A 12,542-nucleotide genomic window follows, 5' to 3' on the forward strand; every position below is an offset into this window, starting at 1 on the left:
CCCGCCTTTCCTTTTTGCGCTCTCAGGCTAAGACTGGCTCCAGCGCGCCAATGCGCCGGGAGCAAGAGGTGCCGAAGAGCACATTAAGGACGGGTAGCGTGACGGCTGCCGTGGAGACGTCTGCACGATCAGCGCTGAAGCGGCCGCACCATCGCTGGCAGGATTATGCGCTGCTGCTCGCGCTCGCCTGCTGCTGGAGTTCGACTTATCCCTTGACCAAGATCGGTCTCGGCTCGATCCCGCCGATCACCTTCATCTCCGCCCGCTCCCTGATCGCGGCGCTGTTCCTCCTGGTGATCCTGCGCATCCGCGGCCGTCGCATTCCGACCGACGCCAAGGCGTGGAAGCTGTTTGCCTTCCAGCAGACCATCAACTCGACAGTCCCGTTCCTGGTGATCACCTGGGCGCAGCAATATGTGGCGGCGGCTCCCACCGTGGTGCTCGCCTCGACCACGCCGATTTTTGCCTTCCTGATCACCTGGGCCATCACGCGGCATGAGCCGGCGACGCTGTTGAAGCTCGCTGGGGCGATCCTTGGCCTCGCTGGCACCGCCGTGATCATCGGTCTCGATGCGCTCGGTGGCCTCGGCAGCGAGATCTTTGCCGAGATGGCGATCCTGCTCGCCACCATCTCCTTTGCGTGTGCCACGATCTTCGGCCTGCGCCTGTCCGACTACGACCCGATGGTGGTTGCCGCCGGCTCGCTGTTGTTCGGCGGCCTCGTGCTGCTGCCAGCCGCCATCGTCGTCGAACATCCGTGGACGCTGCATCCGACGCCGCAGGCGCTCGCCGCCGTCACGACCATGGGCATCTTCTCCAGCGCGATCGGCCTGATGCTGTTCTACATGTGCCTCTCCCGCCTCGGCACGCTGATTACCAACGCGCAAGGCTACCTGCGCATCCCGATCGGCGTTGGCCTGTCGGTGGTGCTGCTCGGCGAAGCCGTACCCTCGAACCTCACCCTCGGGCTTGTGCTCGTCATGGCGGGCGTAGCCGCGATGACCGTTCCGGGCGACCGTTACAGGCTCGGCCTAAACTGGCTGCGGATGCGGCTGAGGGGCTGAGGGCCTCGAAAGCCTTTACTGCAGGCTCACCAGGGTCAGATCGACGAACCACGATTGCGGCGAGACGAATCCCTTGACCTTCGGGCTCATCGCGCGCGGGTTGAGATCGTGCACGATGTAGAGCCAGGGCGGGTTGTCGACGAGGCGTTCATGCGCCTTGCGATAGGCGGCAGCGATCACCTTGGGGTCGGTGGCCTCCGAGATCGTCTTGAGCGCATCGTCGAACTCAGGGTCCTTCCACTGCTCGAAATTGAACCCGTTCGGCGAAAAATTCTCGGACGAGAAATAGCGCGCCATGATGCCGGCATCGGAGGATGGCGAGGAGATATTGAGCCCCATGGCGCCCTGCAAAGTGGGACTATCCGGCGTCGCCCGCGCGGCGGTCAACAGAACCTGCCATTCGATCACGTCGAAGGCCACGTTCACACCGCACCCCTCTTTCAGGTTTTGCTGCAGGAATTCGTTCATCGGCAAAGGCAGCATCTGGCCCGAACCGGAATTCGAGATCAGCATCTTGAAGGACAATGGCTTCGCCGGCGTGTATCCGGCCTCGGCAAGCAGCGCCTTGCCCCTGGCGGGGTCGAACTTGTAGCGGTTGGCTGGCGAGCCGAAATCGGGGTCGCTGGCCTTGAGCCACCCCACCGAAGGCTCCGCAGTCCCGTTGAGGAGCGCCACGAGCCCTTCCCGGTCGATGCAATAGTTCAGGGCCTGGCGGACTTTCACGTCCTTGAAGGGGCTGTTGGTCGCGCCGATATTGTAGAACCACGGCCAGACATGGGGATAGGAGCCGGTGGTGATGGTGAAGCCCGCCGATTTCAGCGAAGCGACGCCGTCGGCCGGCGGCACCTCGATCCAGTCGACCTGACCGGAGCGAAGCGCGGCCAAGCGCGAGTTCGCTTCAGGGATCGGCATGAGCACGACGTTGTCGACCTTCGCCCTTTTGCTCGCGTCCCAATACCCATCCCAGCGCGCGAGATCCGCCTCCTGACGCGGCACGACCTTGGTGATGCGGAACGGTCCAGTACCGGCCGCGGGCAAAGTCGCGACGTTGGCCCAATCCCGCCCCGCCTTTTCGAACGAAGCCGGCGATGTGAACAGAAGATAGACCGCCATGTAGGGGAAATAGGACGCCGGCTTGGTCGTGGTGATGGCGACCGTGAAGGCATCGATCTTCTTGTAGCTGCCCATCACGGGAACGCGCGCTCGCGACATCGCCGAACTGGCGGCCTCGAATTGCGGGCTGGACGTGTTGAAATAGCGCTCGAGATTCCAGATCACGGCATCCGCATTGAAATCCGTGCCGTCGTGGAATTTGACGCCATGGCGCAGATGGAAGATCCAGGTCTTGTTGTTCTCGGGATCCTGTTCCCATTTCTCTGCTAGCCCCGGACGCAAACCGGCCAATCTGTCGGTCCTGGTCAAATCCCACAGCACCAATCCCTCGAAGATCGGGTAGCCGAGAAAGCGCATTCCTTCGAAGCCGTTGTTCGGCAGCCCGGTCGCCGTGGGGATATCGGATGCCGTCATGCCGATGCGCAGCGTGGTTTCGGCCATTGCCGCATGCGACGAAAGCAGCGCAGCGGTGAGCGTGAACGTGCAGCAAGCCTTGCGAATAAGCATAAAAGTCCTCCCGCCCAACGATCGGAAAGATCCGTGCCTGGATCGGGGGAGTACGGGCAAGTTTCAGGCCAGCAGAGCGGGCCGCCTATTTCTGGTCGTCCGCCAGCAGCTTCTTGTATTTCTCGACATCGCGCGCGACGAGCTGTTGCAGCACGTCCGGCGCATGCTCGTTGGCGTCGGGCGCAACCGTCGACAGATCGGTGAAGCGTTTTTTCACCGCCTCGCTCTCCACGGCGGTCCGCGCCGCGGCGTTCAATTTGGCGATGATCTCGGGCGGCGTACCCTTTGGCGCGAATAACCCGTTCCAGCCCTGCGCCTCGAATTCGGGCAGGCCTGCTTCTGCCGAGGTCGGCAGATCAGGCAGCGTCGCAAGCCGCACGGTCGAGCCGACCACGAGTCCCTTCACCAGCTTCTCGTTGATCGCCTGCGACACCGAGGCCGCCGCATCGCAAACGCCGTCGATCTGGCCGCCGATCGCATCCGTCAGCGCTGGCGCAGCGCCGCGATAGCCGACCAGCGTCACGTCGATTCCGGCGGCGTTCACAAAACTCTTGCAGATCAGGTAATTCGAGGAGCCGACGCCGGCATGGCCAAGATTGATCTTGCCGGGATTCTTCTTCGCGTAAGCGATGAACTCCTGCAGATCCTTGGCGGGAAAATCCTTGCGCAAAGCAATGATGCCAAAGGTCTTTGCGACCACCGCGAACGGCACAAAGGAGTCCGGCGTAAACGGCAGTTTCGGATAGATCGTGTAGGTGGCGGCGCTGGTGCCGGCGTTGCCGATCGCAATCGTGTAGCCATCCGGCTCCGCACGCGCGGCCCGGGACAGCGCGGTCGAGCCGCCGGCGCCCGCGACATTCTCGATCACGATCGGCTGCCCCAGCGCCACGCTCATCTGCTCGGCAACCACGCGCGCAATCACGTCGGAGGTGCCGCCGGCCGCGAACGGCACGATCATGGTGATGGGGTGTTTCGGGAAATCCTGGGCATGCGCCGTAGTCGCAAACCAAAGCGACGCAATCGCCGCGAGCCACCTCGCGACGACCGACTTCACGCGGCCTTTTCCAGATGCCGGACCAGGCCCGCAAACAGGCCGCGGCCGTCGGTGCAGCCCATGATGTCCTCGACGTGATTTTCCGGATGGGGCATCATGCCGAGCACATTGCCGCCGTCGTTGACGATGCCGGCGATCGATTGCGCGGCGCCATTGATATTGTGGCGCTCGTCGACCACGCCGTCCGGCGAGCAGTAGCGATAGAGCACCCGTCCCTCGCCTTCCAATCGCTTGATCGTCTCTTCATCCGCCTCGTAATTGCCCTCGCCATGCGCGACCGGGACGCGGATCACCTGGCCGGCATTGTAGCCGCGGGTGAACGGCGTGTCGGAACGTTCGACGCGCAGATGCACGTCGTGGCAGATGAACTTCAATCCCGCATTGCGCATCAACACGCCCGGCAGCAGGCCGGATTCGCAGAGGATCTGAAAGCCGTTGCAGACGCCGAGCACGAGACCGCCCTTACTGGCGTAGTCGCGCACCGCGTTCATGATCGGCGCCCGCGCTGCAATCGCGCCGCAGCGCAAGTAATCGCCATAGGAGAAGCCGCCGGGCACCACGACGAGGTCGGTGCCTTCAGGCAGCGAGGTCTCGGCATGCCAGACCATCGCCGGCTCCTTGCCCGAGATGAGCTTGAGCGCCCGCGCCATGTCGCGCTCGCGATTGATGCCGGGAAAGACGAGGACGGCGGATTTCATCAGAGCAGTTCGACCCGATAATTCTCGATCACGGTATTGGCGAGCAGCCTGTCGGCCGCTTCCTTCAGCGCGGCTTCCGCCTTGGCGCGGTCGGAGCCGGAGAGCTCGATGTCGAACACCTTGCCCTGGCGGACGCTGGCGACACCATCGACGCCGAGCGATTTCAGGGCGCCCTCGATCGCCTTGCCTTGGGGATCGAGGATGCCGGACTTCAACGTAACGGTGACGCGTGCCTTCACTTAAACCTAGCCCCTCTCAGCTCTTCACCAGCACCGGACCGGAGCCCGCCGGCCGCTCGTTCTCCATGAGGATGCCGAGCCGCTTTGCCACCTCGGTATAGGCTTCCAGCAGCCCGCCGAGATCGCGGCGGAAACGGTCCTTGTCGAGCTTCTCATTCGACTTGATGTCCCACAGCCGGCACGAATCGGGCGAGATCTCGTCGGCGACGATGATCCGCATCATTTCGTTCTCAAACAGCCGCCCGCATTCCATCTTGAAGTCGACAAGGCGGATACCGATGCCCAAAAACAGCCCGGTCAGGAAGTCGTTAACGCGGATAGCGAGCGCCATGATGTCGTCGATCTCCTGCGGCGTCGCCCAGCCGAAGGCGGTGATATGCTCTTCCGACACCATGGGGTCGTTGAGCTGGTCGTTCTTGTAGTAGAATTCGATGATCGAGCGCGGCAACTGCGTACCTTCCTCGATACCGAGGCGCTGCGACAGCGAGCCGGCGGCGACGTTCCGCACCACCACTTCCAGCGGCACGATCTCGACCTCGCGAATCAATTGCTCGCGCATGTTGAGGCGACGGATGAAGTGCGTCGGCACCCCGATGTCATTGAGGTGCTGAAACAGGTACTCCGAAATCCGGTTGTTGAGGACGCCCTTGCCCTCGATCACCTGGTGTTTCTTGGCATTGAACGCGGTCGCGTCGTCCTTGAAGTGCTGGATGAGGGTTCCGGGCTCGGGACCTTCGTAAAGGACCTTGGCCTTGCCTTCATAAATGCGGCGTCGACGGCTCATTGGGATGTACCGTGTTTTGTTGAAATCCATGAATCTGGTGTGCTCCGGTTGACTAGGGATCGCGACCCACGACGGAGCTGCCGCGGAAGCCTGGAACCCCAAACAGAACAAGAACCAAGCCGTATGGCAACCTATCCGATTGGCCCATCCAGCACAATCGACCCGGACCCTTTATGGCCGACTTATCCGCCTTGGATTAGGGCGCCAAAATCTGCCATTCTGCCTGCGGCTTAACGGCTCGTTGTCTTGCCGATTCGTCCCTTCTATCTAGGCATCCGCTGGGGCTGCCGCAACGCAAGCTCCATCCGTCCGTCAGCAGCAATTGGAACCACCGATGACCACATTCGATAAGCGCGAGGAAGGTTTTGAGAAGAAATTCGCCCTCGACGAGGAGCAGAAATTCAAGGCCGAGGCGCGCCGCAACAAGTTGTTAGGCATGTGGGCGGCGGAAAAGCTTGGCCTCGCGGGCGATGCCGCCAACACCTACGCCAAGGAAGTGGTTGCCGCCGATTTCGAGGAAGCCGGCGACCAGGACGTGCTGCAGAAGGTCTTCAAGGACCTCACCGCGAAGGGCGAGGCCATCACGGAAGCTCAAATCCGCGCCAAGATGGACGAACTGCTGGTCCAGGCCGTGGCGCAGGTGAAGGCGGGGGCATAGGCCCCTGCTGCTCGGGGCTATTTCAACGTGGTTTGAAAGCTCATCGAGCCGTTGATGGTCAAGCCCTCCTGCTGCTGACCAAATTACCGGTTGATGTTGATGTTGCTGGTCACCGATTCCATCCGGCAGTCCTTGGCCAGCACTTCCCGCAGCAGATCACATTCGCGCGCCGCCATCTCATACACGATGCGGCGCGCGCGTTCACGGAGCTTCTACGCCTCATCCCCCTCTCCGGTCGGACCGGCGATAAAGAAATTGATCGAGCTCTGAACCCGCACCGCCCCCTCCTGGCGCGGAGAGCTGCCGGATTGCTCAACGACGATCCGCTGCCCCGGCGTCTGGGCGAAAGCAGGAGCGATCAGGAACAGCAGGCCTATAGCTGCCGGGAGAAGAAGGCGCATCGGCGACATTATGGCGGACCCTTGCGGTTGAAGTGACGCGCCGGTCTATAGCGACCTTGGATTGCAACAAGACGAACCCATGCCGCGAAAAATCGATGCACCACTTCATCCCGCGTTAACCGCCGTATGTCTATCCCTCTTTGAACCCGTACTCTGGTACGTTGCCGCTGGCGCCGTAATATTTGTACGGCAGGAATTTTCCGGACATCGTGAACTTGACGCGGTCGCCCTTGGGACTCGGCAGGCGCTCCATCACCATGTCGAAGTCGATCGCCGACATGATGCCGTCGCCGAACTCCTCCTCGATCAGCGCCTTCCAGGCCGGGCCATTGACCATCACGAGCTCGTAGAAGCGGTAGATCAAGGGATCGGTCGGCGGCATCGGCACGCCCTCCCCGCGCATCGGCGTCTCGTTCAGCATCGCGATTTCCGACTTGGACAGGCCGAACAGTTCGCCGGCGTTCGCGGCCTGCGGCTTGGTCAACTTCATTTGGCCGAGGATCGCGCCTGTTATCAGCACCTCGGAATAGCCGCCGATCTGCTCGCAGATGTATTTCCAGCTCCAGCCCTTCTCGCGCTTGATGTCGAGCAGCTTTTCGGTGAGGTCGGAACGTTTCATGTCAGGGTCTCCTTCTGCTCGTCATGCCCCGGCTTGTCCCGGGCATCCAAATTATCGATCGGATTCAGGAAGACGTTGATGGCCGGGACAGGCCCGGCCATGACGTCTCGGTTGGCGGCTCGGCGTCCGATGCGATCGCCAATTCAGGCAAACCCGGCCGCACCGTCGGCACGTTGCGCGGGTCGTGATCGGTGGCATCAGCCGCAAAGCTCTTGCTGCGGCTGACCAGGAAATCGATGATGTGGTTGCGGAGCGCGTAGTAATAGGGATGCCGATGCAGATCTATGCGGCCGCGACCCTTGGGCAACGGATTTTCGACGATCTCGGCCAGCACGGCGCCCGGGCCGTTGGTCATCAGGAAGATCTTGTCGGCGAGATAGATTGCCTCGTCGACGTCGTGGGTGATCATGAACGCGGTCTGCCCGGTCTCGAGACAAATGCGCCGCACCTCGTCCTGCAGCGTGCCGCGCGTCAGCGCGTCCAGCGCCGAGAACGGCTCGTCCATCAGCATGATCTTCGGCGTGATCGACAGCGCCCGCGCGATGCCGACGCGCTGCTTCATGCCGCCCGACAGTTCGGACGGACGCTTGTGCTCCGAACCGGTGAGACCGACGAGATCGATGAACTTCTGCGCATGCGCCTTGACCTTCGCGCGGTCCCATTTGCGCCATTTCGAGCTGACGGCGTAGGCGACATTGCCGAGCACGGTGCGCCAGGGAAGCAGCGCGTGGCTCTGGAAGATCACGGCGCGGTCGAGGCTCGTGCCCTCGATCGCCTGCCCGTCGACGATCACGGCGCCCTCGCTCGGCTCGTCGAGGCCTGCCAGGATGTTGAGCACCGTGGTCTTGCCGCAGCCGGAATGGCCAATCACGCAGCCGAATTCGCCGCGCGCCATCGCGAGCCACAAGTCCTCGAACACGGTGGTGGTGCCGCCTCCCGCGCCCGGATAACGCCGCGCGATGCCTTCGATCGAGATGAATTTGTCGGTCATCGCCCTACTCCGGAAACGTGACCATGCGCGTGAAGCGCGCGAGGATCTGGTCGAGCAGCATGCCGACGATCCCGATCATGAGGATAGCGATGATGACATTGGTGATCGAGAGGTTGTTCCACTCGTTCCAGACGAAATAACCGATGCCGGTGCCACCGACGAGCATTTCGGCAGCGACGATCACGAGCCAGGCGATGCCGATCGAGATCCGCATGCCCGTCAGGATCGTCGGCGCCGCGGCCGGCAGGATCACGGTGAAGGCGCGCCTGACGGTGCCGACTTCGAGCGTGCGCGCGACGTTGATCCATTCCTTGCGCACGCCGGCGACGCCGAACGCGGTGTTGAGCAGCATCGGCCACACCGAGCAGATGAAGATCACGAAGATCGCTGAAATCGACGAATCCTTGATGGTGTAGAGCGCGAGCGGCATCCAGGCGAGCGGCGAGATCGGCTTCAAGACCTGGATGAACGGGTCGAGCGCCCGGCTGATCAACGGCGACATGCCGATCAGGAAGCCGAGCGGGATCGCGACCAGGACCGCAATCAGATAGCCGAGCCCGACGCGGCCGATCGAATAAGCGAGCTGGATGCCAAGCCCCTTGTCGTTCGGCCCGTTGTCGTAGAACGGGCGCCTCAAGTGCTCCCACAATTTGGCGCCGACATCGAGCGGACCCGGCATCGCCGATTTGCCTTGCGTGGCGGTGAGCCCCATCAGCTTCGCGTATTCCGGGCTCATGTTGGTGGCCGGACCGGTGCTGCGGGTCGCAAGATGCCAGACGCCGATGAAGGCGGCGAACAGCACGATCGAGACGATCGCCGCGCGCAGGCGAAGGGAGTTCATCATCTCCCTCTCCCCGTAAGCGCCCTCACGACGCCTTCCTGATCTTGAAGCTGGCGAGATAGTCGTCGGGCTTAGCGGGATCGAACGTCTTGCCCATCACCGCGAACGACTTGTACGTGGTGGTCGGCGGCGTCAGCCCGATCTCGGCCATCAGCTTGCCGGTGTCGGTGGCGAGATAGACCTGCTCGGCGACCGCCTTGTAATCGACGTCTCCCTTGATCTGGCCCCAGCGCTTCATCTGCGTCATGATCCAGACCGCGAAGGACTGCCAGGGGAACGGATCGAAATCGACGCGGCCCGGCTGCGTGACGACGTTGCCGAGACCGTCCGCGAAGGTGCCCGTCAGGATCTGCTCGAGCACGATCTGCGGCTGGTTCAGGTAATTCGCCGGCGCGATCGCTTCCGCAATCTGCTTGCGGTTCTCGGCCTTGTGCGCGAACGCGGTGGCCTCGATGATCGATTTCAGGAGCGCGCCATAGGTGTTCGGCATCGACGTGACGAACTCCTTCGATGCCGCGAAGGCGCAGCAGGGATGGCCCTCCCAGATGTCCTTGGTCAGGATGTGGATGAAGCCGGCGCCGTCATAGACCGCGCGCTGATTCATCGGATCGGGCCCGAGGAAGCCGTCGATATTGTCGGCGCGGAGATTGGCGACCATCTCCGGCGGCGGCACCGCGCGGATCTGCACATCGACGTCGGGGTCGAGGCCGTGCTCGGCGAGATAATAACGCAGCAAGTAATTGTGCATCGAATAGTCGAAGGGTACGGCGAACTTGAAGCCCTTCCAATCCTTGGGATCGCGCTTGTCCTTGTGCTTGATCGCAAGCGTGATCGCCTGCCCATTGATGTTCTCGACCGCCGGCATCGTGTAGGGCAGCGGGTTGGAGCCGACGCCCATGGTGATGGCGAGCGGCATCGGCGACAGCATGTGCGCGGCGTCGTATTCCTTGTTGATGGTCTTGTCGCGGATGACAGCCCAACCGGCGGTCTTGATGACTTCGACGTTCAATCCGTGCTTGGCGTAGAAGCCCATCGGCGCGGCCATGATGATCGGTGTCGCGCAGGTGATCGGGATAAAGCCGACCTTGAGGTCCTTCTTCTCGGGCGCAGCGCCTTGCGCGAACACCTCGGTCGCCACCTTGATCGGGAAGAACTGCGACAACGCCGCAAGCGCCGTCGAAGCACCGACCGACTTCAGGAACGCCCGCCGGGTCGCGTCCTGCGGAAACACCGCGCGCATTACGGCTGAGGCGACGACGCCCTCGTAACGCCTGTCCTCGCTTTCCGCGAGCGCGCTGCGCAGCGCCAGCGCCTCATTCCGGTGCTCGGCCTCGCTGAGATGGCGGCCGCAACTGCAACCGGTGTGGAGATGGCGATCGGGATCGAATGGATTGTCGAAGATGGACATCGGGCCTCCTGCGCGCGGCGTTTGCCGTGCATTTACGCAAGGTCCATGCCAGCCTCTTTTTGAGCCGATAGCATTGATGTCGCAGGCTTTTATCAGCGCATTGGCGACTACAAGAATTCGTGATACACGACAAATCGTAATCAAATTACGATTTTTCGGGGCGACCTGCACAATGGACCTGGCTCTCAGCGCGACCGCGAGCGCGCACGATGCGAACCTGCGTGCCGCTGCCTTCGAGTGCTCGATCGAGCCGACGCTGCTGCTCGATCCCGATGCCGACGTGATCCTCGACGCCAACCCCGCCGCCTGTTCCCTGCTCGGCTATGACCGCGCGCTGCTGCGCCAGACCAAGGTGAGCACGCTGCATGCAGGCCAATTGCCGGCTTTGATCGTCTTCACCCAGGCGGTGCTCGACAAGGGCGCGTACTGGACCGATGCGCTGACACCGCGACATGCGACCGGACAGAATCTTCGGATCGAATATGCCGGCTGCGTGGTGCCGCATGACGGGCGCACGCTGATGCTGCTGACGATGAGCGACCTCGACGCGCGCCGCCGGCGCTATGTCGATGCCGCCGCCGAGGATCACATGCGCAGCGGCATTGCCACATGGCAGCGGGTCGAGCGCGTCTTCCAGGACATCGAGCGCGAGAACCAGCTGATCCTGCGCGCCGCCGGCGAAGGCATTTATGGCGTCAACGCGGAAGGAAAGACCACCTTCGTCAACCCCGCCGCCGAGCGGATGTTGGGCTGGACCGCCGAGGAATTGGTGGGCAAGGAGATCCACCCGATCGTCCACCACACCCATCATGACGGGCGGCACTATCCCGATCATGATTGCCCGATCTATGCGGCGTTCCGCGACGGCGCCGTGCACCAGGTCGACGGCGAAGTGTTCTGGCGCAAGGACGGCTCGCCGGTCTGGGTCGAATATACCTCGACGCCGATCCGCGACCGCGGCGTCGTGGTCGGCGCCGTCGTGGTGTTTCGCGACGTCAGCCAGCGGCGCGAGGCGGACGAGAAGCTGCACGCCGCGCTTGCCGAGGTCGATCGCCTGCGCGAGCGGCTGGAGCTGGAAAACGCCTACCTGCAAGAAGAAATTCGCATCGAGACCAATCCACGCGGCATCATCGGCCAGAGCGAGGCAATCCAGAAGACGCTGCGCCAGGTCAAGCTGGTGGCGCCGACGTCGGCGGCGGTGATGATCACAGGCGAGTCCGGCACCGGCAAGGAGCTGATCGCGCGCGCCATCCATGAAGCGAGCAGCCGCTCCGACCGGCCGCTGATCCGCGTCAACTGCGCCGCGATCCCGCGCGAACTGTTCGAGAGCGAATTCTTCGGCCATGTCCGCGGCGCCTTCACGGGCGCGACGCGCGACCGCATCGGCCGGTTCGAGCTGGCCGACGGCGGCACGCTGTTTCTCGACGAGGTCGGCGAAATCCCGCTGGAGCTGCAGGGCAAGCTGCTGCGCGTGCTGCAGGAAGGCAATTTCGAGCGGGTCGGCGAGGAACGCACCCGCACCGTGGATGTGCGGCTGATCGCCGCCACCAACCGCGACCTCAAGCAGGAGGTGCAGCGCGGCCGGTTTCGCGAGGATCTCTATTTCCGCCTCAACGTGTTTCCGATCGAATCGGTGCCCTTGCGCGAGCGGCGCGAAGACATCCCGCTCTTGGCGCAGCATTTCCTGAGCAGCGAAAGCAAGGCGCCGAGATCCGATCTGCGCCTGTCGGAGGGCGACGCCAGGCGCCTTGCCCGCTACGACTGGCCGGGCAATGTCCGCGAATTGCAGAACGTGATCGAACGCGCGGCGATCCTCGCCCAGAACGGCCGGCTGCGCATCGACCTGCCCGATGTGCCCGGCAACCAGGCCTCGCCGGGCTCGACCCGCGCCAAGGCCGACGCGCGTCCCGCGGTAATGACGGCAGCGGAGCTGCGCGATCACGAGCGCGCCAACATCGTCGCGGCGCTCGAAGCCTGCGCCGGCAAGGTGTTCGGCCCCGGCGGCGCGGCCGAAATGCTCGACATGAAGCCGACCACGCTGGCCTCGCGGATCAAGGCGCTCGGAATTGCCGGGCGGCAGCGACCGGTTTACCCCCCGTCAAGCACGGCAAGAGATCGGGGCGCGCCTTAAAAGGCTGTTAGGCGGGCGCGGTGTTGTTGTACCC

13 protein-coding genes are annotated in these 12,542 nt (G+C 63.2%); 3 read left to right on the top strand and 10 right to left on the bottom strand.

All coding sequences use genetic code 11. The features are described 5' to 3' along the window. Window positions 1-68: 68 nt before the first annotated feature. A complete protein-coding gene (locus AC5ZG1_RS18065) occupies window positions 69-1,064 on the top strand; it encodes a DMT family transporter (protein WP_496133647.1) in 996 nt (331 codons plus the stop codon). Window positions 1,065-1,079: 15 nt separating this feature from the next. Here AC5ZG1_RS18065 and AC5ZG1_RS18070 read toward each other — a convergent pair whose 3' ends face one another. From AC5ZG1_RS18070 to purC, 5 genes are all read right to left on the bottom strand, one after another. Beyond that, complete coding sequence (locus AC5ZG1_RS18070; RefSeq protein WP_496133648.1) at window positions 1,080-2,684, bottom strand: ABC transporter substrate-binding protein; 1,605 nt, start codon at window positions 2,682-2,684, stop codon at window positions 1,080-1,082. A gap of 85 nt (window positions 2,685-2,769) precedes the next feature. Further along, window positions 2,770-3,738 (bottom strand): tripartite tricarboxylate transporter substrate binding protein BugD, encoded by a 969-nt coding sequence (locus tag AC5ZG1_RS18075; RefSeq protein ID WP_496133649.1) that lies wholly within the window; start codon window positions 3,736-3,738, stop codon window positions 2,770-2,772. Further along, window positions 3,735-4,436: a phosphoribosylformylglycinamidine synthase subunit PurQ gene (gene purQ, locus AC5ZG1_RS18080; RefSeq protein WP_496133650.1), complete on the bottom strand. Its 702-nt coding sequence runs from the start codon at window positions 4,434-4,436 to the stop codon at window positions 3,735-3,737. The genes AC5ZG1_RS18075 and purQ overlap by 4 nt, the downstream gene beginning before the upstream one ends. Continuing rightward, window positions 4,436-4,675, bottom strand: coding sequence for a phosphoribosylformylglycinamidine synthase subunit PurS (gene purS / locus AC5ZG1_RS18085; RefSeq protein WP_028166376.1), 240 nt, complete (start codon window positions 4,673-4,675; stop codon window positions 4,436-4,438). The genes purQ and purS overlap by 1 nt, the downstream gene beginning before the upstream one ends. A 16-nt stretch (window positions 4,676-4,691) precedes the next feature. Next, window positions 4,692-5,459: a phosphoribosylaminoimidazolesuccinocarboxamide synthase gene (gene purC, locus AC5ZG1_RS18090; protein ID WP_008974302.1), complete on the bottom strand. Its 768-nt coding sequence runs from the start codon at window positions 5,457-5,459 to the stop codon at window positions 4,692-4,694. A 334-nt stretch (window positions 5,460-5,793) separates the two neighbouring features. Here purC and AC5ZG1_RS18095 point away from each other — a divergent pair, with 334 nt between their 5' ends. Further along, on the top strand, window positions 5,794-6,117 hold the full coding sequence (locus AC5ZG1_RS18095; protein WP_028166375.1) for a DUF1476 domain-containing protein: 324 nt from the start codon (window positions 5,794-5,796) through the stop codon (window positions 6,115-6,117). A 212-nt stretch (window positions 6,118-6,329) separates the two neighbouring features. On the opposite strand, the gene AC5ZG1_RS18100 is transcribed toward AC5ZG1_RS18095, so the two are convergent. The 5 genes from AC5ZG1_RS18100 to AC5ZG1_RS18120 form a co-directional block, all read right to left on the bottom strand. Next, window positions 6,330-6,518 (bottom strand): hypothetical protein, encoded by a 189-nt coding sequence (locus tag AC5ZG1_RS18100; protein WP_455998053.1) that lies wholly within the window; start codon window positions 6,516-6,518, stop codon window positions 6,330-6,332. Window positions 6,519-6,648: 130 nt separating this feature from the next. Next, the gene (cynS, locus tag AC5ZG1_RS18105) at window positions 6,649-7,137 is read right to left on the bottom strand and encodes a cyanase (protein ID WP_456644464.1); all 489 of its coding nucleotides are present in this window, start codon (window positions 7,135-7,137) and stop codon (window positions 6,649-6,651) included. Window positions 7,138-7,201: 64 nt separating this feature from the next. Next, entirely contained in the window at window positions 7,202-8,128 is a 927-nt protein-coding gene (locus AC5ZG1_RS18110; protein ID WP_496133651.1) for an ABC transporter ATP-binding protein, read from the bottom strand. A 4-nt stretch (window positions 8,129-8,132) separates the two neighbouring features. Beyond that, the gene (ntrB, locus tag AC5ZG1_RS18115) at window positions 8,133-8,972 is read right to left on the bottom strand and encodes a nitrate ABC transporter permease (protein WP_028166373.1); all 840 of its coding nucleotides are present in this window, start codon (window positions 8,970-8,972) and stop codon (window positions 8,133-8,135) included. A gap of 22 nt (window positions 8,973-8,994) precedes the next feature. After that, entirely contained in the window at window positions 8,995-10,377 is a 1,383-nt protein-coding gene (locus AC5ZG1_RS18120; RefSeq protein WP_496133652.1) for a CmpA/NrtA family ABC transporter substrate-binding protein, read from the bottom strand. Window positions 10,378-10,549: 172 nt separating this feature from the next. On the opposite strand from AC5ZG1_RS18120, the gene AC5ZG1_RS18125 reads away from it, so the two are divergent. Continuing rightward, entirely contained in the window at window positions 10,550-12,508 is a 1,959-nt protein-coding gene (locus tag AC5ZG1_RS18125; RefSeq protein ID WP_496133653.1) for a sigma 54-interacting transcriptional regulator, read from the top strand. Window positions 12,509-12,542 lie beyond the last annotated feature (34 nt).

It is taken from the genome of Bradyrhizobium sp. Leo78, assembly GCF_059512425.1.

Coding starts and splice junctions, on each gene's coding strand:
- purQ (WP_496133650.1), bottom strand. CDS start 4,436: ATGAAATCCGCCGTCCTCGTCTTTCCCGGCATCAATCGCGAGCGCGAC.
- AC5ZG1_RS18125 (WP_496133653.1), top strand. CDS start 10,550: ATGGACCTGGCTCTCAGCGCGACCGCGAGCGCGCACGATGCGAACCTG.
- AC5ZG1_RS18110 (WP_496133651.1), bottom strand. CDS start 8,128: ATGACCGACAAATTCATCTCGATCGAAGGCATCGCGCGGCGTTATCCG.
- ntrB (WP_028166373.1), bottom strand. CDS start 8,972: ATGATGAACTCCCTTCGCCTGCGCGCGGCGATCGTCTCGATCGTGCTG.
- AC5ZG1_RS18095 (WP_028166375.1), top strand. CDS start 5,794: ATGACCACATTCGATAAGCGCGAGGAAGGTTTTGAGAAGAAATTCGCC.
- AC5ZG1_RS18070 (WP_496133648.1), bottom strand. CDS start 2,684: ATGCTTATTCGCAAGGCTTGCTGCACGTTCACGCTCACCGCTGCGCTG.
- cynS (WP_456644464.1), bottom strand. CDS start 7,137: ATGAAACGTTCCGACCTCACCGAAAAGCTGCTCGACATCAAGCGCGAG.
- AC5ZG1_RS18120 (WP_496133652.1), bottom strand. CDS start 10,377: ATGTCCATCTTCGACAATCCATTCGATCCCGATCGCCATCTCCACACC.
- AC5ZG1_RS18100 (WP_455998053.1), bottom strand. CDS start 6,518: ATGCGCCTTCTTCTCCCGGCAGCTATAGGCCTGCTGTTCCTGATCGCT.
- purC (WP_008974302.1), bottom strand. CDS start 5,459: ATGAGCCGTCGACGCCGCATTTATGAAGGCAAGGCCAAGGTCCTTTAC.